The sequence below is a fragment of the Mesorhizobium sp. BH1-1-4 genome, assembly GCF_020165665.1.
GTDB lineage: Bacteria > Pseudomonadota > Alphaproteobacteria > Rhizobiales > Rhizobiaceae > Mesorhizobium.
The window spans coordinates 90,514-111,142 of record NZ_JAIUIN010000010.1; the positions used below are offsets into that span (position 1 = coordinate 90,514).

The 20,629-nt window shown below is 64.2% G+C and carries 19 protein-coding genes; 4 read left to right on the top strand and 15 right to left on the bottom strand.

Translation table 11 applies throughout. The features are described 5' to 3' along the window. Window positions 1-24 precede the first annotated feature (24 nt). Entirely contained in the window at window positions 25-1,149 is a 1,125-nt protein-coding gene (locus LB569_RS18690) for a transporter substrate-binding domain-containing protein (protein WP_224693608.1), read from the top strand. Window positions 1,150-1,248: 99 nt separating this feature from the next. Here the strand turns inward: LB569_RS18690 and LB569_RS18695 are convergent, their stop codons facing one another. The 4 genes from LB569_RS18695 to LB569_RS18710 all read right to left on the bottom strand — a co-directional run bounded on the left by LB569_RS18695 (window position 1,249) and on the right by LB569_RS18710 (window position 4,800). Next, window positions 1,249-1,614, bottom strand: coding sequence for a hypothetical protein (locus tag LB569_RS18695; protein ID WP_140708812.1), 366 nt, complete (start codon window positions 1,612-1,614; stop codon window positions 1,249-1,251). A 32-nt stretch (window positions 1,615-1,646) separates the two neighbouring features. Then, window positions 1,647-1,934: a hypothetical protein gene (locus LB569_RS18700; protein WP_224541362.1), complete on the bottom strand. Its 288-nt coding sequence runs from the start codon at window positions 1,932-1,934 to the stop codon at window positions 1,647-1,649. A gap of 155 nt (window positions 1,935-2,089) precedes the next feature. Then, window positions 2,090-2,404 (bottom strand): EthD family reductase, encoded by a 315-nt coding sequence (locus tag LB569_RS18705; RefSeq protein ID WP_224541360.1) that lies wholly within the window; start codon window positions 2,402-2,404, stop codon window positions 2,090-2,092. 155 nt (window positions 2,405-2,559) lie between these two features. Then, window positions 2,560-4,800 (bottom strand): caspase family protein, encoded by a 2,241-nt coding sequence (locus LB569_RS18710; RefSeq protein ID WP_224693609.1) that lies wholly within the window; start codon window positions 4,798-4,800, stop codon window positions 2,560-2,562. A gap of 230 nt (window positions 4,801-5,030) precedes the next feature. On the opposite strand from LB569_RS18710, the gene LB569_RS18715 reads away from it, so the two are divergent. Further along, a complete protein-coding gene (locus LB569_RS18715; RefSeq protein WP_224541359.1) occupies window positions 5,031-6,653 on the top strand; it encodes an ABC-F family ATP-binding cassette domain-containing protein in 1,623 nt (540 codons plus the stop codon). A gap of 66 nt (window positions 6,654-6,719) precedes the next feature. Here LB569_RS18715 and LB569_RS18720 read toward each other — a convergent pair whose 3' ends face one another. Then, window positions 6,720-7,160, bottom strand: coding sequence for a hypothetical protein (locus LB569_RS18720; protein WP_140708803.1), 441 nt, complete (start codon window positions 7,158-7,160; stop codon window positions 6,720-6,722). 249 nt (window positions 7,161-7,409) lie between these two features. Between LB569_RS18720 and LB569_RS18725 the strand changes: the two genes are divergently transcribed. Then, window positions 7,410-7,775 (top strand): hypothetical protein, encoded by a 366-nt coding sequence (locus LB569_RS18725; RefSeq protein ID WP_140709096.1) that lies wholly within the window; start codon window positions 7,410-7,412, stop codon window positions 7,773-7,775. Between the two features lie 35 nt (window positions 7,776-7,810). Here LB569_RS18725 and LB569_RS18730 read toward each other — a convergent pair whose 3' ends face one another. The 4 genes from LB569_RS18730 to LB569_RS18745 form a co-directional block, all read right to left on the bottom strand. Further along, window positions 7,811-8,518, bottom strand: a complete 708-nt coding sequence (locus LB569_RS18730) for a hypothetical protein (protein WP_224693610.1) — start codon at window positions 8,516-8,518, stop codon at window positions 7,811-7,813. 135 nt (window positions 8,519-8,653) lie between these two features. Next, window positions 8,654-9,355: a polysaccharide deacetylase family protein gene (locus LB569_RS18735; RefSeq protein WP_224693611.1), complete on the bottom strand. Its 702-nt coding sequence runs from the start codon at window positions 9,353-9,355 to the stop codon at window positions 8,654-8,656. Next, window positions 9,318-10,226, bottom strand: coding sequence for a glycosyltransferase family 25 protein (locus LB569_RS18740; RefSeq protein ID WP_318013125.1), 909 nt, complete (start codon window positions 10,224-10,226; stop codon window positions 9,318-9,320). Before LB569_RS18740 ends, LB569_RS18735 begins: the two co-directional genes overlap by 38 nt. A gap of 267 nt (window positions 10,227-10,493) precedes the next feature. Next, window positions 10,494-12,020, bottom strand: coding sequence for an FAD-dependent monooxygenase (locus tag LB569_RS18745; protein ID WP_224693612.1), 1,527 nt, complete (start codon window positions 12,018-12,020; stop codon window positions 10,494-10,496). Between the two features lie 436 nt (window positions 12,021-12,456). On the opposite strand from LB569_RS18745, the gene LB569_RS18750 reads away from it, so the two are divergent. Then, the gene (locus tag LB569_RS18750; RefSeq protein ID WP_224693613.1) at window positions 12,457-13,437 is read left to right on the top strand and encodes a GlxA family transcriptional regulator; all 981 of its coding nucleotides are present in this window, start codon (window positions 12,457-12,459) and stop codon (window positions 13,435-13,437) included. Window positions 13,438-13,461: 24 nt separating this feature from the next. Here the strand turns inward: LB569_RS18750 and LB569_RS18755 are convergent, their stop codons facing one another. The 6 genes from LB569_RS18755 to LB569_RS18780 form a co-directional block, all read right to left on the bottom strand. Continuing rightward, the gene (locus LB569_RS18755; RefSeq protein WP_224693614.1) at window positions 13,462-14,616 is read right to left on the bottom strand and encodes an ABC transporter ATP-binding protein; all 1,155 of its coding nucleotides are present in this window, start codon (window positions 14,614-14,616) and stop codon (window positions 13,462-13,464) included. Then, window positions 14,609-15,751: an ABC transporter substrate-binding protein gene (locus LB569_RS18760; RefSeq protein ID WP_224693615.1), complete on the bottom strand. Its 1,143-nt coding sequence runs from the start codon at window positions 15,749-15,751 to the stop codon at window positions 14,609-14,611. The genes LB569_RS18755 and LB569_RS18760 overlap by 8 nt, the downstream gene beginning before the upstream one ends. Further along, entirely contained in the window at window positions 15,748-16,590 is an 843-nt protein-coding gene (locus LB569_RS18765) for an ABC transporter permease (RefSeq protein WP_224693616.1), read from the bottom strand. Before LB569_RS18765 ends, LB569_RS18760 begins: the two co-directional genes overlap by 4 nt. A gap of 30 nt (window positions 16,591-16,620) precedes the next feature. Beyond that, window positions 16,621-17,499: an ABC transporter permease gene (locus LB569_RS18770; protein ID WP_140708787.1), complete on the bottom strand. Its 879-nt coding sequence runs from the start codon at window positions 17,497-17,499 to the stop codon at window positions 16,621-16,623. A 125-nt stretch (window positions 17,500-17,624) separates the two neighbouring features. Next, entirely contained in the window at window positions 17,625-19,517 is a 1,893-nt protein-coding gene (gene htpG / locus LB569_RS18775) for a molecular chaperone HtpG (RefSeq protein WP_224693617.1), read from the bottom strand. Window positions 19,518-19,721: 204 nt separating this feature from the next. Then, a complete protein-coding gene (locus tag LB569_RS18780; RefSeq protein ID WP_224693618.1) occupies window positions 19,722-20,600 on the bottom strand; it encodes a hypothetical protein in 879 nt (292 codons plus the stop codon). Window positions 20,601-20,629 lie beyond the last annotated feature (29 nt).

The following is a 20,629-nucleotide window of genomic DNA, read 5'->3' on the forward strand; positions in this document are numbered from 1 at the left end:
GCAGGGTCGCCGGGAGTTTTACCGTTGAGAAGTGCTGCTTCGTGGATGATGGCGGTGATCCTCGTTGCCGTCGCCGCGTGTGTCGGGGCGGGCGCCGCGGCCGCCCAGACACAGACACCCGCCGAGCTGTCTTTACCGGCGGATTTGGCATCGAAGGACATATCGGTCGGGGTCAAGGCCGCGCCGCCCTTCGCCTTCAAGCTGCAGGACGGCACCTGGTCCGGCTTGAGCATCGACCTCTGGCAGAAAATAGCCGGGCGGCTCAACCTTCGCTTCCACTATGTCGAAGTGGCTGGTGTGCAGGACCAGATCGATGGCGTTGCCAGTGGCAAATTCGATGTGGCGATGGCCGCGATCACGGTCACGGCCGACCGCGAGAAAGCCGTCGATTTCTCGCAGCCCTTTTTCACGACCGGCCTCGGCATCGCCACACCGCTCAACAGCCAGCCGTCATGGCGGCCGATTTTGCATGCGCTGACCTCGTTCGGTTTCCTGCAGGCGGTGCTGGCGCTGGTCGTCATCTCGGTCGTGGTCGGCGTCCTGATCTGGATGTTCGAACGCCGCCACAATGACGATTTCGGCGGCGGCGTCGCCAAGGGTCTGTTTTCCAGCATGTGGTGGTCGACGATTGCCGCGACCCAGGCCAGCACCGGCGATTTCGGTCCGCGAACCGTGCCGGGACGCGTGCTCGCCGCGCTGTGGATGATGGGATCGATCATCGCCATCGCGGTGTTCACCGCCGGCGTCACATCGGTGCTGACGGTGACGCAGATGGAAGGCATGGTGCAGGGCGAAAGCGACCTCGGCACGGTCAGGGTCGGCGCCGTGCGGAATTCCTCGACGGCGTCCTATCTGGATTCCACCCATATCCGCCATCAGGATTTTGACACCATCCAGCAGGGCCTGGACACGCTGCGCACCGGCAAGATCGATGCGCTGGTCCATGACAAGCCGCTGCTTGGCTGGCTGGTCGGACAGAACTATGGCGCGAGCCTGCGGGTTCTCGACGCGACCTTCGACCAGCAGCAATATGCCATCGCGCTGCCTCTCGGCAGCCGGCTGCGCAAGCCGCTCGACGTCGCCCTGCTGCAAACCATGGAAAGCGACTGGTGGAAGCAGGCGGTCTTCCAGTATCTGGGCGAGAAATAAGCGAAATCCGGCCTTGATGGACAAGAAAAAGCCGCCCTCGCTTTTTGCGAGTGGCGGCCTTTTCCCGGGAGGAAGTCAGAAAAGAGAGATCAGAGCAGCTCAAGCTGCCTTGGCGTGCTTGTGATCGTGCTTCTTGTGGTGGTGCTTCCGGGCGACGTGCTTCTTGGCGACGTGCTTGTGGCCGTGCTTCTTGCCCGCGTGCCGGTGAGCGTGCTTGCGCACATGCCTGTGGTGCTTCTTGTGGTGCCGGTGACGCTTGTGCGCGGCCGACTTGACCGGCGTCTTCGCCGCGTCTACGGCCGCCGGCGTGGTCGCGGGGGCGGTTGTGGTCGCGGGGGCGGTCGTCGTCGCCGGAGCGGTCGTCGCGGTGGTGGTCGTGGCGGCAGCATTGGCGGTGCCGACAACCGGCATTGCGAGACCCAGCGCGATGGCGAGACCGAGAGCGGAGAGGAGAGGCTTGTTCATAATGGGCTTTCCTTCAGGGTTGATGATTGTCGTCACTGGTTGAGGTCGACCGGCGTCACGCCGAGGAGTTTCAGGGCGTTGGCGTAAGTGCGGATGCCTTGCGCCTGCTTGCTCTCGCTACAGAACCGGTTCGCCTTGTCCTGCAGCGCCGTTGCCTGCGCGATCTGGCTCGCACTGGCACCGGGTTCGGCCTTGGTCCGGATGGCTCCGTCGAGTTGAAGCCCAAGCCGGCTGCAATATTCGCTCCGGGTGACCGCCGCCTCCGCGCCCGACTGCGCGACCGCGAGCATGGCAAGCGAAATGCCTGTCAGGGCACCCATCCATCTGGTCGAACGTCGTTGCATCGCAGGCAAGATCCCGTTGCGTTGTCTGGCGCCGCTGTCCGGCCGCCACGGGATGGTTATCGCAGACGATCTTTTCGCCAGTTTTTCCCGGATGTTGAATCTTGTTTCTGGAGTGTGTCTGGAGGCCGGGTTCACACCTCGTCGGCGTCGAACAGCAGCATCGTCAAATCGTCGTCGCCCGGGGCCAATATCCGCCGGTCGGCGGCGCAGGCAACGCCGACCTCGCTGGCGAACGCGGCGCGGATGTCGTCGAGGCTGTCGAAATACAATGTTCCCACCAGATAAGGCATCTCGCCCGCCGAGAGCTTGACGATGGGCCGCCTGCTGACATCGTAGCGCCGCAGGCCGGGAAGCTTCTTGGCCAACGGTATGTGAATGTCGAAATAGTGCCGGTCGAAGGCGGCCGGATCGGCCGGGGTTTTGTAGATCACGAGCATCTTGGCCATTGCCATGGTCCTGTCCTGTTGGCGTTGCTGGTCGGGCCGTGCGGGCCACCGCGCCGAAGTCGTTCGACAGGCGCGGATTTCGACCGTCCGCCGATTTTTATGAGGCGCGGGCAGGGGTGAGGGCTGCCAGGGAACGCCTCACGGACGCCGGCGGCTCACTTGCCGACGAAGACGAATTCGGACTCCGGCTCGTCGCCGGCCTGGATCATGCGATAGAAGACAGGCGTCTGGCCGTTGGCCGATGTCGCGAAGGCATATTCGATGGCCTTCGGCTTGAGCTTGCCGGCGAACAGCTCGTTGGCGGTGAAGACCTTGTCGGGCATTTCGGCGAGCCCTTCGAGCAGGGCGCGGGTAAACAGCGAGTGATTGCCGCCACCGCCGTCCTGCACCGGCTCGTCGCCGCCGCTGGCGATCAGCTGGCGCGCCTTGAAGCGGGTCGACTTGGCAAGGTAGCGCTCGCGCGGGCCCACGGGCGCCTTCACCGCATCGCGCGACAGGCCGCCGGCATAGCAGGAGTCCGAAATCAGCAGCACGGAGCCGGAGGCGAGCTTGCGCAGGTCCTCGGTGATCTCGAAAGCGCGCACCCAGGTGAAATCCTCGCTGGCATCGCCGTCGACCGGCACCCAATAGGCTGTGTTCTCCTGATCGGTCTGACCATGCCCGGCGTAGTAGATCAGCAACTGGTCCTCAGCCGTCAGCGACTTGCGCAGATCAAACAGCACCTTCTGGATGTCGGCCTTGGTGGCGTCGACCAGCAGCAGGCTGCGCTGCGTCCCCGACGCCATCGTCAGCGTCGTCGTGTAGCCGAAGCGTTGGGCGAGCAACCGCGCCACCGCCTTGCCGTCATCGATGGGGGTTCGCAGCGTCGGGAAGGCGGGATCGAGATAGTGCTGGTTGGCGATCACCAGCGCCAGCCGTCGGCCGACCGGCGCCAGCGAGGCCACGGTCTCGCTCTCGCCGAACAGAAGCCGCCGTTCGGCAAGCAGTGAGGCATCGCGGCCATAGACGCGGATCGGCAGCTCGCCGCGGGTTTCGAGCTTGACCGGGCGTCGGAACTGGCCGTTGGCGTCGATCTCGACATTGACGCCATCGATCGAGGCGAAACCCGCCGGTCCTGGCCCGCTGTAGCGCGCCACGATGTCCATTTGCGGATCATGGATCGGCGTGGCGCCGCGGCTGAGCTTGGGGTTGATCACCTCGATGCGGTCGGGGTTGGATTGCGGCTCGTCGCGCGTCGCCAGGAAGCGCAGGTTTGGGTTGGTCGCCTCGAATACCGGCATCTGGTCCCGCTTTTGCTCGGCCATGGTGCGGTCGACCTCGCGGGCAAGCTGTTCGATCGTCGGGCTGGGGTTGCTGCGCAGCGCCTGCGAGACGGCAAAAGTCAGCTCGCCCAGCACGACATCGCCGGTGTGGCTGGTTTCATAGCCGAGTTCGTTCGCTCGCGTGGCATAGAGCGCCGCCATTTCGCCCGCGCCGAACAGTTCGATGGCGTCGGCGGGCGGGGGGGCAGTGGCGTCGCCGCGCTGCCAATGCCACCTCGCCTTGTAGCGGGCGGCTTCATTCTGTTCGAGTAGCTTGAAATCCTCGGCATAGTTGGTGTCGAAAATGAAGATGACGTCGGCGCCGCGGTTCTGGAGCTGGATGGCGAAGTTCGACAGCTCGCTGGTGCGTATGCCGCTCACGGCCGAGCCCTCGGCCATGTACTCGTGGCTGACAATGACGGCGTCGGAGGTGAACAGCACATGCTCGTTGAAGTCTTTCTCGAGTTCGAGAAAGCGCTCCGACACCGCGTCCCTGACCGTATCCGCGCACAGTTCGGCCCGCGTCTCGGCGGCAAGCGAGGGATTGGAGCAACGCCGCTCGAGAAAGGCCGCGGCGTTCGCGTGCGTGCCCCATTTCATGTAGGAGCCCGCGCCGCCCGAAAAGCTCACCACCACCTGGTCGCGCTCACGCGCGCAGGCAACGGTCGAGCGCATGACGTCGAGCACGGCTTTGCGCGTCACCGCGTCTCCGTTCATGACATGCAGGTTCTCAGGCGCGACGCCGCGCTTCTCGAACAGCGCCTTGAGCAACACGGCGTCGTTCTGCGTGCCTGGCAGTTCGATGAAGTGGCGGTAGTAGGGCGCAAGCACGATCGCGTGGACGATGGGCTGCGCGCCTTGCCTGGCCGGGCAGGCGGTCTGGCCGCCTGCCACCTCGAAGCGCTCGGCCGGGCCTGCAAGCACCGGAAACCATGCCGATTGTTCCGCCGCCAGCCATGCCTTCAGCGTGTCGGCGCAACTGCCGTCGCACCTTTGGCTCATGGCAAGGCCCGCGCGGCCCGCCGATGTGCCGGCGAGCAACGCGACGAACACCACCAGCAGCAGAGCCGAAACCCTCGACAGCGACGCGCCCATGAAACCCACCCGGTTGCCCCTGCGGATGATAGATATGCGATTGGGGCGATCAAGTGACGCGATCGGCCACCGTTTGCGCCATCTTCCTGTCTTATCGCGGGCACCCGCCGCCGCCCTTGCACGATGCCTGATTGACCGCTGCGGCGCTTCTGCCTCTTCCCCCGGCACCATCATTCGCGTAAGGCGCCGGGCAAATCCTCATCATCGCAGATATCGCGGCTGGAATTCCCATGATCAGACTGGAAAACATCGGCAAGCAGAACGGCCGTCAGCTTGTCTTCATCGAGGCGTCGGCCTCGCTGCAGAAGGGCGAGAAGATTGGCCTTGTCGGCCCCAACGGCGCCGGCAAGACGACGTTGTTTCGCATGATCACCGGCCAGGAACAGCCCGATGAGGGCCAGGTGCAGGTCGATCGCGGCGTTACCATCGGCTATTTCAGCCAGGATGTCGGCGACATGGCGGGCCACAGCGCGGTGGCCGAGGTGATGAACGGCGCCGGACCGGTGAGCGACGTGGCGGCCGAGATGGCGGAGCTAGAGGCCGCGATGGCCGATCCCGACCAGGCCGACCGGATGGACGAGATCATCGAGAAATATGGCGAGGCGCAGCATCGCTTCGAGGAACTCGACGGCTATGCGCTGGATGGCCGCGCGCGCGAAGTGCTGGACGGTCTCGGCTTTTCGCAGGAGATGATGGACGGCGATGTCGGCAAGCTGTCGGGCGGCTGGAAGATGCGCGTGGCGCTGGCCCGTATTCTTCTCATGCGGCCCGATGTCATGCTGCTCGACGAACCGTCCAACCATCTCGATCTCGAAAGCCTGATCTGGCTTGAGCAGTTCCTGAAAGGCTATGACGGCGCGCTGCTGATGACCTCGCACGACCGCGAGTTCATGAACCGCATCGTCAACAAGATCGTCGAGATCGATGCCGGCTCGCTCACCGCCTATTCCGGCAATTACGAATTCTACCAGCAGCAGCGGGCGATCGCCGACAAGCAGCAGCAGGCGCAGTTCGAGCGCCAGCAGGCGATGCTGGCCAAGGAGATCGCCTTCATCGAACGCTTCAAGGCGCGGGCCTCCCATGCCGCGCAGGTGCAGAGCCGGGTGAAGAAGCTCGACAAGATCGACCGCGTCGAGCCGCCCAAGCGGCGCCAGATCGTGAATTTCGAGTTCCAGCCGGCGCCGCGTTGCGGCGAGGATGTCGTCACCTTGAAGAACGTCCACAAGGCCTATGGCAGCCGCACCATCTATGAAGGGCTCGACTTTCAGGTCCGCCGCCGCGAGCGCTGGTGCATCATGGGCGTCAATGGCGCGGGCAAATCGACGCTGTTGAAGCTGGTGGCCGGCGCCTCCGACCCCGATGCCGGCACGGTGGCGCGGGGACCGAGCGTGAAAATGGGCTATTTCGCCCAGCACGCCATGGAGCTTCTGGAAGGGGAGCGCACCGTGTTCCAGACGCTGGAAGACAATTTTCCGCAGGCCGGCCAGGCGCCGCTTCGGGCGCTTGCCGGCTGTTTCGGCTTTTCCGGCGACGAGATCGAGAAGAAATGCCGGGTGCTGTCAGGCGGCGAGAAGGCGCGGCTGGTGATGGCGCTGATGCTGTTCGACCCGCCCAATTTGCTGGTGCTGGACGAGCCGACCAACCACCTCGACATCACCACCAAGCAGATGCTGATCGAGGCGCTGTCGCAATATGAGGGCACCATGCTGTTCGTCTCGCACGACCGGCACTTTTTGGCCGCGCTGTCGAACCGCGTGCTGGAGCTGACGCCCGAAGGCGTCCACACCTATGGCGGCGGCTACACCGAATATGTCGAGCGCACCGGACAGGAAGCGCCGGGCTTGCGGAGCTGATTCCAGCTTTTGGAATGTGCGCCGAAGCGCGCCGCATGGTCGATGGCGACGCGCTCCGGGGACAGCCTATCTCAGCGAGATGGCCATCCCGCTCAGGTCAGCGTTGACCTGCAGGCCCACCTGTTTGCCGGTGAGCTCGAGCTGGGCGCCCTTGTCGTTGGTCATCACGATCACCTGGGCCCCTTTGCCGAGCGTGCCGCCGCCGCCGGCCGCGCCATATACGCCGGTCACGTCCCGGGCGCGCCTGATATGGCGCACGGTGCCGCGGAAATAGGTCTTGGAGACGCCGAAGGCGAGGCCGCCCGAGACGCCGCCGATCGAGATGGGGTAGCTTTTACCATGGAAGGTGAAGGTCCCTTCGCCTCCGGAGCCGCCGACGAAGAAGGCCGCCTTGTAGACGGAGAAGCGGATCGTGCCGCTATCGGCATGCGCGGCGGTGGCAAAGCCAATGCCCGCGGTGGCGATGGCGGCAGCCGCTATCGAGCGAAATCCAGATGAAATTTTCATGATAAAAGCTCCTCAAATTGCCGCTTGTCCGACCGGACAGGCGCGTCAGCGCTGTGTCAAAGTCACAACTGAACAGTCTCGCCTGTCATTTGGTTCCGGGCACGCAGCTCGATTCTGACCGTGGAAGATCGACACGGAGCGAGGTCTATGGCAAGCGCTTGGACGAGACATCGCGGATACGTGATTGGCGCGGGCACGACGACGGGCAAGCCTGCCGAGAGCGGGACGGCGACAGCAAGGGGCTTCGGGATGAGAATTGCGATGACAATTGCAATGTCCGCACTGGCCGCGACGATGGCTGGATGCGCGACCTCTCCGGTTGACTACGGAGCCTCGCTTTCGCAGCAGGACCAGAAATGGGCAACGCCGCAATGCCAGCAAGCCCGGGCGGCGGCCTCGGACTACGCGGTCCGCGAAAAAACGCATCCGGGTTGGGAATTCGTCGCACTTGGCCCGTATGGCTTGGGGATCATAGCGGCCACCAAGGAGCACGAGCAGAAGCAGCGAAAGCTGCTCGCCCGCGACGTGCATCTGCAATGTTCGAGCCTGCCGCTGCCGAAGGAATTGCAGGGTGACCTGGGGGCGGGCGGCCCGGACAAGGCGAAATATCCGTAGGCTGAAAGGCGTTAGACGCTTTTCCTGGAATTGACCTAGCGCAGCAGCCCTTCGGCCTCGAACGTGTCCCAGCCTTCGAGCTTCGGCGCATCCTCCCCACCCGGATTTCTGGTCTTGCGGACCTTGCCGCTCCGCTTGCCTGCTCGCGTCAGTGCGGCCTTGCCGGCTCCGCGCCGCCTGTTTTCGGATGTTTCGCGCGCGTCCTCTTCCCGCCAGGCGGTCGCCAGGTCACGATCGAGAACGTCCTCGATGTGCCGTGGATCGAAGACATGGAAGGTCACGGCCTTGGATCGCCCACGCATCTTCACGGTGCGCGTGCCGATGCTTTTCAGGCGACCGTCCTTCAGCCATTTGTGACGCTCGCGGGCGGAGATGGTGAGAATGTCCTCGGCCTCGCGCGGCAGCACGGGCAGCGCTTCAATCCCTTCCAGTGTGCTGGCAATGGTTGCCGAGGCGGCCTGGAACGCATCCGCGTCGGCTTTCACCATACGCAAGACGATTCGGCCCGTCTCGGCCTTGGCGAACGTCCTCACCGTCCACGGCAGTCTGGCCCTGATTTCGCGTTCGATCCCCTTCAGGCGCATGGAGGACCCAAGCGTCGCCGATGGCGGCAGCGGCCATTCGGCAACGAGTGACGCAGCTGTGGTACCGCCGCGCTCCGATGCGCGATCAGGAGCGGCGGCAATTGCCGCAACGATGCCGCTCACCATCTTGCGCAGTGAACCGCGCTTCTTGTCGGTCATGTGTCCTTTTTGCTCATCAGGTGCCTTGCTGGAACCACGTTACCACGGCCGACAACCGAAATCGGGCCAAACAGTTCCTTGATCCGGCCAGCTTGCACATTCCACTCGGGCGATGTGCGATAACGGCGACAGCAATCAGCCGGTGAGCCACCTGCGCAGGATGCTGTAGATGCCGTCGTTTGGGCGCACTGATATCCGTGGGAGAAGCAGCCTGTCGTCTTCCGACCGCGCCCTGCCGCCGCGAGTGGTTGTGGCGCTGGCATAGCCGGCCTCCTCAACCACGCTCCTGATCTCCTCGGACACATCGCCGTAGGGGTAACAGAAGGCATCGACCGTATTGCCGATCAGATCTTCCAACTCGTGGCGAACATCGGTGATCTGGCGCCGGGATTCGGCCGGCGCGGCAGCCGTGAGGCGAACGTGGTCCAACGTGTGGGCACCCACCTCATGACCTGAGCGGACCCAATCCAGTATCTCTTCCTTTGACATGCAGGCGGCGTGCGGGATGCCGAGCCCCGCATCCCATTTGTTGAAGCCACCAATCTGCCTGCTGACCAGGTAGTTGGTTGCGGTGAAACCACATCTCTGAAGGGTCGCAAGCGCGTTCGAATGGACATTGCGAAAGCCATCGTCGAACGTGATGCCAACCACCCTCCCGGACCTTTCTCCGTCCAGAAAGGGTTTCAGGTCACGCATCGACAGGCCTGTCCATCCCAGGCGCTTCAACCAATTCATCTGATGGCGAAAGGCGCGTGGGGAGACCGTCAAATGGCTGAACGGGCCACCCTTTCCGGCGGCCTCACCGATTTGATGGTACATCAAGATTGGTATTGGCATTAGGCGGCGCCGAATGGTGTGGATATTCCATCACCATCATGCCGCGCCGAACGCGCGCTCCATGATGGTGGAACGGTATCGTCTTCTCCAGCCTCAACCGGCAGATGTTGGCGATTTGCAAGCCCACCCGCCGTGCTTCGGTCTTGACGGTCGTCAACGGAGTTTTTCTGCGCTTTTTTACGAGATTGCGCTTCATCTGGTACGGCGATCGATCCTGCTCTATCTGGCTCGCCAATTCGATCGATTTGTCCTTGAGAAACACCCCCTGCGCGCAAGCCGCGGGCAGGATTTGATAGATGGTCTCGGATGATGACGTCGCGAGCGTGGGGTCGAAAAGCACGTGATCGACTGGAATATTGAAATCTCCAGTCGCTTGAAGGAGGTCGCGGGCCGCCTTCCTTGAAATGATGTAGGCTCCAGCGCCAAGATGCAGTCCGTAAAGCCTCGCCACCGAAAAACTGAAGCCGACATGCGACGGCATCATCGCTATCACGGCCTTCTTGAAGACCGTCTCCAGCTTGATGATGCTTGCGTCGGCTGGTATCCAGCCGACGTCGGCAAGCAACGGGCCTGCCTTGGCGGTGAAGACCGTGTCATCCTCGAACACCGCGCCATAGGCTTCGTCGCCCTCCGCAATGATGTGCCAGCATGCCTTATGGCTCAGAAAGCAGGCAATTTCGGTGGGTGACAGGATTCGCGACATCGCGGCGATCTCCGGCCGTTTCATCCCGTCAACGGCGGAAACACGCTCAAATTTTACCTGGATCCGTGCAAACTCGGTGGTCATATGGGCAAGCCGACCAGGTGACCGGTCCAAATTGATGACCAGGCATCTCATCATGCGACCCGCCACTTGGCCGCGCATATGCATGGCAAGACGTTCGCAGCCAAAGCGAATGAAAAGAAATCGCGTTGCAAGTCATCATCCCAACCCATCTGTATTTTACTACGAGGCCGCATGATTGGTCAAGTTGTAGGCCGGATTGTGCAAATAGCATTTGCCGCCGGGTCGAATTCGTTACGGCACAATCAATTTGGCGTCCCTCCATGCTGAGCTGGGATGGCCGGCTTGGGCGCGAGCCAGCGCGGGGAGGTCGAAGAAAGTCGATCTCGCGCGGACCCTGGTCTCCTCCACGCCCTATTCGGGTTCGCCGAACCACCGTGACGCGGCCTGGGTGGCCTCCTCGATGTCGGGCTCGCCATCAGCGGCCCAGGCGACGAAGCCATCGGGGCGCACGAGCAGGGCGCTGAGGCCCAGTCGCTCTCGGGCATCGCTGGCGATATAGGCGATCCGCCCGCTCCAGCGACCGCCGAGCGCCTGGAGCGGAGCGCGGCCATCGAAGTCCAGCAGCAGGCCGCGTCCAGAGCGCATGAGCTCCCCCAGCCTCGTCCCGTCGGCCAGCCCGAAATCGGGCGCGCCGCGGCCGACCAGCGGATGGGCGCCGCCGAGATCGTAGCGCAGGCCAACGCCCCAGACGCGCTCGGCGAAATAGGTGGCGCCGTCGCGCGTGTCGATGAGGTCGCGGACGATGGCCGCGAGCGCCCGCGAATCGCGGCTTGGGCGCATCAGCGCGACCTGCGCGCGCGACCAGTCGAGCACATCGGCGCCGACGGGATGACGCTCCTCGAAATAGCTGTCGAGCAGGCCTGCCGGCGCATCGCCACGGATGGTGGCGGCAAGCTTCCAGCCAAGGTTCATCGCGTCGCCGAGGCCGAGATTGAGGCCCTGGCCGCCCAAGGGGGAGTGGATATGCGCGGCGTCGCCGGCGAGCAGCACCCGGCCCTTGCGGTAGGCGGTCGCCTGGTAGGCGCGGTCCGTCCAGGTGGTGGCCAGCCGCAGCGCGGTCACCGTGACATCGGTGCCGGAGACGCGGCGCAACACCGCCTGCACATGCTCCGGCGTGATCGGCTGGGTGCGGTGGAAAGCGCCGCCGTCGAACTCGACCATCGCGATGGTGCCCGGCTGTCCATAAGTATACATGCCCGTCGCCGTGTAGTGACGGCCGGGCTCGAGCTTTTCGGGATCGGCCAGCTCGACGTCGACCGAATAGCCGGTGAATTCGGGATCGGTGCCGACGAATTCGAAGCCGCCGGCCTTGCGGACCGTGCCGCGGCCGCCATCGCAGCCGACGAGCCAGCGCGCGCGAAAAATTGCGCCGCCGGCACGGATGGCCACATCCCCGTCCGACTGGTCGAAACCCTCGACGCCGAGGCCGCGCCTGATCTCGGCTCCCATCGCACTTGCCCGCGCGGCCAGCAGAGTTTCGATCGCCTCCATGTCCGACGCGGTGTGGGTGCCGGCTGGGCCGGGCAGGCGATACGGCCATTTCGAAGAGTCGACCGCGTCGAGATGGAACTGGATGCCGGCGAAATGGCCGCCCGGCCGGCGCGGCTGCTTAATCCAGTGCGCGGCGGCCGAGACGTCGCCGGCCGCCTGTCGCGGCGCGGCGATGTCGGCGAGCAAGCCGCGACGGTGGAAAGCCTCGATGGTGGGCGCCGAAAGGCCGCGCATGCCGAAAGGCAGACGCTTGAGAGGCGAGGCGGGATGCTCGGCCTGCTCCAGCACGAGCACGCGGAGGCCGGCGAGGCGAAGCTCGCAGGCGAGAAACAGGCCGACAGGGCCGGCGCCGGCAATCACGACATCATATGGGTTGGGGTTTTGCATGAACTGCTCCTTGGTCGATGTCCGACCGGAGCGTTCCTCGCTTTGAGAACCACACGGACGAACGATTGGGCGCCATCAGCGTCCGATGTTCGTCGCGGGGATCTTGTGCACGAAGCCAAAGACCAGAGCCTTCTCAGCGAACGATTTCGCTGGCGAAGGGGAGTTGGGCTTACCAAACCAACCCTGCCTTTTCCGACAGTGGCGATATAAGGGAGTGACGATTGATCCGCAACAGGGGGAACGTGATGATCTTCTGGGTAGCGAGCGTGGCCGGACTGGCGATCGCCTATCTCTTCGGTTCGATTCCCACGGCCATCGCGCCAACATCCGGCGGCTTCTGGCCGGGACGGAGCCGCGCCTTGGGCAAGAAAGCGCCAAGACGGGACCAAAGGTTTGAGCTATCAGGTTAAGGGCATAGGGACGGTTTCGAACAACAATGGCCAGGCGGTTTGCGTTTCTCTTGGTTCGCGACTTCACCCTATCGCCGCTGTCGCTGTTCATCGACACGCTGCGCCTGGCGGGCGATGAGGGCGATCGCAGCCGCAGGATAGAGTTCGACTGGGAGATCGTCGGCGAACGCGGTCTGCCGATCCGGGCAAGTTGCGGCGTCGAATTGCTGCCGACCGGGGGGATCGGCAATCCGGAGGATTTCGACAATGTCGTCGTGGTCGGCGGGCTGCTCGACACCAACCGTGCCTTGAGTTCCGAAAAGGAGGCGTTCCTGTTGCGGGCCGCACGCAAGGGGGTGCCGCTGACGGCGCTCTGCACGGGCAGTTTCGTGCTCGCGCGCTACGGCCTGCTCGATGGCTATAGCGCCGCCGTCAGCTGGTTCCACATCAAGGATTTCCGCAGCCGGTTCCCGGAGGTGAACGCTCATGCCGACAGCCTGTTTACCGTCGACCGGGGCCGCTCGACATGCGCCGGTGGCACTGGTGCCGCCGACCTTGCGGGTCACTTTGTATCCCAGTTCATCGGCCAGAAGGCGGCCGAAAAGGCCGCCAAGATCCTCGTCCTCGACCGGATCAGAAGCAGCAGGGACGTGCAGCCGGTGGGCGACCTGTTTCCCGGTGCGTCGAGCCGGGCGGTGAAGCGCGCCCTGCTGTTGATGGAGAGCAATTTCCAGGAGACGCTGTCGGTCGCCGAGATCGCAAGCCGCCTGAACTGCTCGCGGCGCCAGCTCGAACGGCTCTTCGGTTCGGAACTGGGCATCGGCCCGATGGCCGCCTATCTGGCGCTCAGGGTGCATCATGCGAAGTCGCTTCTGGAAGGCAGCGACCTGCAGGTCGGGGACATCGCCTACCGCTGCGGCTTCACCAATGCCGGCCATTTCAGCCGCGTGTTCCGCCAGCAGACCGGCATCACGCCGACGCATCTCAGGCATCCAAACCGCATGCCCGGCGGAGCGATGATACAATGAAGTCCGCGACGTGAAGTGCGGCGCCTAGGAAATCCGCCGACCATCCTCATCAAGCAGAACGCAACCCTCAGGGTCGAAGCCAAGGTCGATCGCCTCGCCTTCGCGAAGCACGCGGCCAGCGATCGGCGCGTTGACGCGGAGGTGGGTCTTGCCGCCGATGTCGATCTCGTAGATTGCGCTGCCGCCCAGATAGGAGGCCGAGACGACGCGGCCGGACAGACGGTTGGCACTCACCGCCGCACCGACCGAAAATTTCTGCGGCCGCACCACGACGGTGACCTTGCTGCCTTCGGCAAGCGGCCTTGAAGAGGCCACCGTGATGGTCTGGCCGCTGGCAAGCACCACCGCCTGGCCGGACCTGCTCACGGTCCCGGCAAGCATGTTGGCCTTGCCGAGGAAGTCGGCGACGAAGGCCGTGGCCGGCGTGTCATAGACTTCCTGTGGGGTTCCGATCTGCTCCACGGCGCCGGCGTTCATCACCACGATGCGATCCGACATGGAGAGCGCTTCTTCCTGGTCGTGGGTGACGAAGATGGCGGTGATACCGGTTTCCTTCTGGATCTTCTTGATCTCGACGCGCATCTCCTCGCGCATGTTGGCGTCCAGCGCCGATAGCGGCTCGTCCAGCAGCAGCACCTGCGGCTCGAAGACAATGGCGCGGGCAAGCGCGATGCGCTGCTGCTGCCCGCCAGACAGCTGCGACGGCAGCTTCTTCTCGCTGCCCGGCAGCCGCACCATTTCCAGCGCCTTGCCGACCTTGCGGGTGATCTCGGGCTTCGGCACGTTGCGGTATTTCAGGCCGAAGGCGACGTTGTCGAACACGTTCTTGTGCGGGAACAGCGCGTAGCTCTGGAAGACCAGCCCGATGTTGCGCTTGTAGATCGGGATGTCATCGACCCGCCGCCCGTCGATCATGATCTGGCCGCCCGAAATGTCGACCAGGCCGGCGATGGAGCGCAGGATCGTGGTTTTGCCGCAGCCCGAGGGCCCGAGCAGGGTGACGAAGCTGCCCTTGCGGATCGACAGCGAGAAATCGCGTACCGCGACGAACTTGCCGTAGGCGATGTCGATGTCGCGGAACTCGACCGCCGGGCTGTCTGCCTCGGCGGCCGCGCTCGCGCCGGCTGCCCCGGCCAGGACTGGCCGGGGATGGAGTGTCGTGTCCTGGCTGTCAGGCACCTTTGGAGATCCTGTTCCATTGCTTGGTCCAGGCGTCCTCGTTGGTCGCCCAGTAGGTCGGATCGGCGAAGGTCAGCGACTTCATCGTGCCCGTCTTGTCGAATGCCGGCAGCTTCTCGATCTTCTCGGTCAGCTTGACCTTGTTGGGGTCGAGCGACGGCGGATAGCTCTGGCCCTCGGCAACCGCGATCGAGGTCGCCGGGTCGAGCATGAAGTTGATGAGTTCCTCGCACTCGGCCATGGGCGAGCCCTTCAGGATCAGCATGTCCTCCATCCAGGCATAGGAGCCGGCCGGATCGAGATAGCCGATCGGATGGCCCTGGTCCTGCAGGGCGGCGACACGACCCGACCAGGCATCGGTGACCACGATCTCGCCCTTGGAAAGCAGGTCCATCAGCTCCGCGCCGGAGCTCCAGAACTTCTTCGCGAGGTCGCGCGTCTCGCGCACCTTGGCCCAGATGGCGTCCATGTCCTTGAGATTGTTGGGGTCCTGCCCGGTGGCGAGCGCCGCGTACCAGACGCGCGTCGTCATGTCGGAATAACCGCCGACCTTGCCGGCATATTTCTTGTCGAGCAGGAGCCCGGCGCCCTTTTCCTTGGCTTCCTCGGGCGAAATCACCTTGGTGTTGTAGGCGATGCCGGTCGTGCCGTAGTCATAAGGCACGGCCGACAGCTTTGGCGTCAGCTTGCGGAACGGCTCGATCATCGGCTGCAGCACATTGGCCATGTTGGGAATGTTGGCCTCGTTGATCTCCGAGGTCAGGCCGGCGTTCACATATTTGATGTAGTAGTTGACGCCGGAGGAATGGATCACCTGGTAGTCGCCGGGCTTGGCGGTCTTGATCTTGGTGATGATCTCGTCCTCGTCGCCGAACGTGCCCTGGACCACGTTGATCTTGGTCTTGGTCGTGTAGGGCTGGAAGGCGAACTTGTCGATCGCGTCCTGCACCGTGCCGCCCCAGCCGTCGAAGCGAACCTCCTGGACCGCGGCGAGCGCCCGGCCCATCCACGGCATGGAAAGGCCGGCCGATGCCGCCGCGGCGGCCGTCAGCGTCAGGAAAGTGCGGCGGCTCAAATCGCCATTGGCATATCGGTCATGCAGCCGTTCCAGCCGCTTCGTGGTGGTGAGTTTCATTGTGTATCCTCCTTTGGTTCGCCACGTCTTCTCAGTTTCGTCAGGCTTTGCAGAATCAGGCCGCCGATCAGCGGGATGCCGACGGTCACCAGGATCATCACGGTGCCGAGCGCGTTGATTTCCGGGCTGATCGAGATCTTGAGCATGGAAAGGATCTGGGTCGGCATGGTCTCGACGCCGGCCGGCCGCCAGAACAGGCTGGCCGAGGTGTTGTCGAACGAGATGGTGAAGGCGAGCAGCGCGCCGCCGACCACGGCCGGGATGAGCAGCGGCAGCGTGATCTCGCGGAAGGACGAGACCCTTGAGGCGCCGAGCGACAGCGCCGCCTCCTCGTAGACGCGCCGGATGCCGATCATGCGCGCCTGGGCGATCAGCACGACATAGGGCACGGCAAGCAGGATATGGCCGAGCACCAGCAGCAGCATGGTCCTTGGCTGGTCGACGGCCTTGATCAGCACCAGCAGGCCGACGCCAAGGATTGTTTCGGGCACCAGCGCCGGCAGGATCACCAGCGTGCTCAGCGCCTGCTTGCCGCGAAATTCGAAGCGCACCAAGGCAAACGCAGTGGTGACGCCGATGGCGGTGGTGACGAGGGCGGTGACCAATGCGATCCACAAGGATGTGCGGAAGGCGGCCAGCACCGCCTCGTTGGCCATCAGCTTGCCGTACCATTGCAGGCTGAAGCCGGTCATCGGGAAGCCGCCGAACATCGAGGCGTTGAACGACAGGATCACCGTCGCCACGATCGGCGCGAACATGAAGATGTAGACGCAGACCGTGACGAAGCCGGTCAGCCGCCAGGCCCATCTGCCTTCCTGCTTGCGCCGGGTTCCGCTCATCCGCCAAGCCCCGTCATCCACCCAGTCCCGTCATCCACCAAGCCCTTTGACGATCTGCGACATGCCCATGTAGCGCGTGTAGACGGCGGCGAAGAAGCCGAGCACGACGAACAGCACGATCGAAAGCGTGGCGCCCATCGGCCAGTTCAGTTCGCCCATGATGGTGTCGTAGATCAAATTGCCGAACAGCGCGTCGCGGCCCGAGCCGAGGAGCTGCGGCGTCACATAGCTGCCGGCGGCCAGCACGAAGCAGAGCAGCAACCCCGCCGCCAGGCCGGGCAGCGACAACGGCAGCGTCACCTCGCGGAACGCCTGCGCGCTCGTGCAGCCCATCGAGCGGGCCGCCGAAATCAACGTGCGATCAATGCTCTCCAGGCTGACATAGACGTTGAGGATCATGTAGGGCAGCAGGAAATGCAGCATGCCCAGTATGACCGCGCCTTCATTGTAGAGCATCTGCAGCGGCTCATGGATGATGCCCATTTTGAGCAGCGCGACGTTGATGACGCCCTGTTCGCCCAGGATGTTGATCCAGGAGAAGGTGCGGATGGTGAAGCTGATCCAGAACGGCACGATCAGCAAAAGCAGGAGCAGCCATTTGTGCTTGAAGGTGGTGGCCCATATGAAATAGGCGGGGAAATAGCCGAGTACCCCGCACAGCAGCGCCGTGATCGCGCCGACCCGCAGCGTCTTCACAAGGAAGCCGGAATAATAGCTGTCGGTGAGGAATTCGTGCCAGTTCGCGGTCGTCAGCGCGCTGGTTTCCACGCCGGCGGTGACGAAGGTGAAGAAGGTATAGCCGGCCATCACGGCGATCGGCAGCACCAGGAAGAAGATCAGCAGCAGGAGCACCGGCGCGACCAGCATCCAGGCCAGCCGTGGATCATACAATGTCCATCGTCGTTTCATGAGCACCCGGTGCGCTTTCTTTGAAGCGCCTGTTTTGTTCCCGGGGTCAAGAGTGGGTGATTGGAAGCCCGATGTCTACAGCTGGCGATTGAGCCAGCATCGAAGGACTGTTGGGCGGCGCCGGCTTAGCCTTTCGAAATTCCCCTCGCGATCAGCCGCGCCAGGCGCTCCGAGAACGCCCGGGCGTCGGCCGGCTTGTCGCCGTCGAGCACGCGCGCCTCGTCGTAGAGAAGGTGGGCGGCATCGTCCTTGAAGGCCTGCTCGTCGTCGCCAAGACCGGCGAGCGCCAGCACGCGCTCATGGCGGGGGTTGATTTCGAGGATCGGCTTGGCCGTCTTGTCGAGGCGTCCGGCGGCATTGAGCAGCCGCTCGAACTGGCGGTCCGGTCCGTGTTCGGGCGCCACCAGGCAGACCGCGCTTTCGGTCAGCCGGTCGGAAGGTTTTACATCCGACACGGCGTCACCAAGCGCCGCCTTGACGAAGGCCAGGAAGCCGTCGACTTCGGGCGTCGCCGCCGTGTCCGGCTTCCTGGCATCGTCAAGCAGGGGAATGTCGGAGAGTTCGGCCACGCCTTGCGTTACCGACTTGAACGGCTTGCCGTCGAACTCCGGCGCCATCGACGTCCAAAAACTGTCGACCGGGTCGGTGAGCAGCAGCACTTCGATGCCTCGCGCCTTGAACCCTTCGAGCTGCGGCGAGGCTTCGAGCCGGGCGCGGTCGTCGCCGGCCATGAAGAAGATCGCCTTCTGCCCTTCCTTCATCGCGGCGACATAGTCGGCAAGGCCGCGCCAGCCTTCGCCCGAGGCCGTCGAGCGGAAGCGGGCTAGCTTCAAGAGCTGCTCGCGGCGCTCATGGTCCTCGTAGAGGCCTTCCTTCAGGACGACGCCGAAATTGTCCCAGATTTTCGCATAGGTCTCGGCCTCGTTCTCCGCCAGCTTGGCGAGATCGCCGAGCACGCGGTTGGTCAGGCCCTTGCGGATCGCGGCCAGCAGCGGGCTTTCCTGGATCATCTCGCGCGAGACGTTGAGCGGCAGGTCGGCGGAATCGACCAGCCCGCGCATGAAGCGCAGGTAGCGCGGCAGAAGCTCGGCCTCGTCGGTGATGAAGACGCGGCGCACATAGAGCTTGATGCGGCCGTTGCGGTCCTGGTCGAAGAGATCGAACGGACGCGAGCCGGGCACGAAGGCCAGCACCGAGTATTCCTGCCTGCCTTCGGCGCGGAAATGGATGGTGGCGACCGGCTCGTCATACTGGCCGGCGAGGCCGCGATAGAAATCGGTGTATTCCTCGGGCTTGATCTCGCTCTTCGGCCTGACCCAGAGGGCCGTGCCATCGGCGATGTCGCGCGCCTCGGCGCCGGGTTTCTCGATGAGCGTGATCGGCACCGGCACGTGGCCCGACTGCGACTTGGCCAGCTGCTCGAGCCGGTAGGAGCCGGTGTAGGACACGGCGTCGTCCATCAGATGCAGCACGACGCGGGAGCCGCGCTTCGGAGCGGCTTCGAGCGGCGCCGGCGCGATCTCGTAGGAACCCTTGCCGTCGGACGACCAGCGCCAGGCCTCGTCGCTTCCCGCCAGGCGGCTGATGACGTCGACGCGGTCCGCGACCATGAAGGCCGAGTAGAAGCCGACGCCGAACTGGCCGATAAGCTGCGTGTCTTCCCCGGCATTGCCGGCGCCGACGCGCTCGATGAAGGCGCGCGTGCCCGAGCGCGCGATCGTGCCCAGCGCCTCGGTCATGTCGTCGCGGCTCATGCCGATGCCGTTGTCCTCGACGGTGATCTGCTTGTTGTCCGCGTCGGCGGAAATCGAAATGCGCGGCTTCGGATCGTCGGCCAGCAATTCGGGGCGGCTGACGGCTTCGAAGCGCAGCTTTTCGCAGGCGTCGGCGGCGTTGGAAATCAGTTCGCGCAGGAAGACGTCCTTGTCGGAATAGACCGAGTGCACCATCATGTGCAGCAGCCGCGAAACATCCGCCTCGAATGCCTTGGTTTCCGTCGCTTTTGTGTCTGTCGTCATTCCAGGTTTCCCACGCTTTTCACCCGCCCGCCGCGCCGTGGCGCGTCCAGGACTTCCTTCAACCATTTTCAATTGCGTCGGCAACTCGGCGGGTGCCGGCGCGACGACAATATCGTGATGGAGTGCGGAGGCCGCAAGGGCGGAATCGGCGAAACAGCCAATCTCCCCCACGAGGGGGGAGATCGGCAGCGTCTGCGTCGCGCCCTACTTTCCCGCCATCTTGTCGGCGAGCGCCTGCGCCTGGGCGAGCAGGGTGGGGAAGACCGGGGTATCGGGCAGGGTCTTGGCCATGCAGGCGCGGAAGTCGCTGTCGCCTTTTGCCCAGGCGGCGTCGGCGGCATCGGATGTGTTGTCTTCGCTGTCCTCGGTGGCCTGCTTGACCAGTTTCTGGGCGGCGGCGTCGGCGGCGGTCCAGACCGCGTCGCAGGCGGTGATCTTGGGGACGGTCGCGGGCGCCTCGGCGATCATGACGCTGTCGCCCTTGACCAGGGTGACGACGATTTCCTGGTCGTAATTCGGGCCGACATCCTGTGCCCAGCCGCCGAGGCGGGCGATCCTCATGTCGGCGCCGTCGGGCGTCTTCAGCTTGAAGTCTAGCGTGCCGGTGAACGCGGCGTCGCTGCCGATGGCCTGGGTGTAGAAGGCGTCGAGCTTCAGCGCTGCGTCAAAGCTGGTCGGCAGTTTGAGATCGGCGTCGGTCTCGGCGGCGCGCGATTGCAGCCAGCGTTCGACCAGCCCGCGTGTCGAGGCCACGATGCTGGGGCCGTCCTCGGTGCCGTGACGCAGCCCGTCCAGCATGCCGAAGCCGACATCGGAGGAACTGAGGCTTTCGATGTTGATCGTGCCGGCCGCCGGAAAACCCTTGACCGTGAAAGGCCCCAGAAGCGCCGAAAGGCGCTGTTCGAGATCGGCGCGGGCCTTTTCATTGGCCGCATCGAGCGTTTCGACGGGAGCGTTGGCGCTTTCCATCGCGGCTATGGCTGATATCGCCTTGTCGCGCGCGGCGATGTAGTCGTCCTCCGGTGAAGCGGCACAGGCCGCACCGCTCGCCAGCGCGAACGCCAAAGTCCAGACCAGACGCATCGTCGAACCTCCGTTTTTACAAGCTCTTC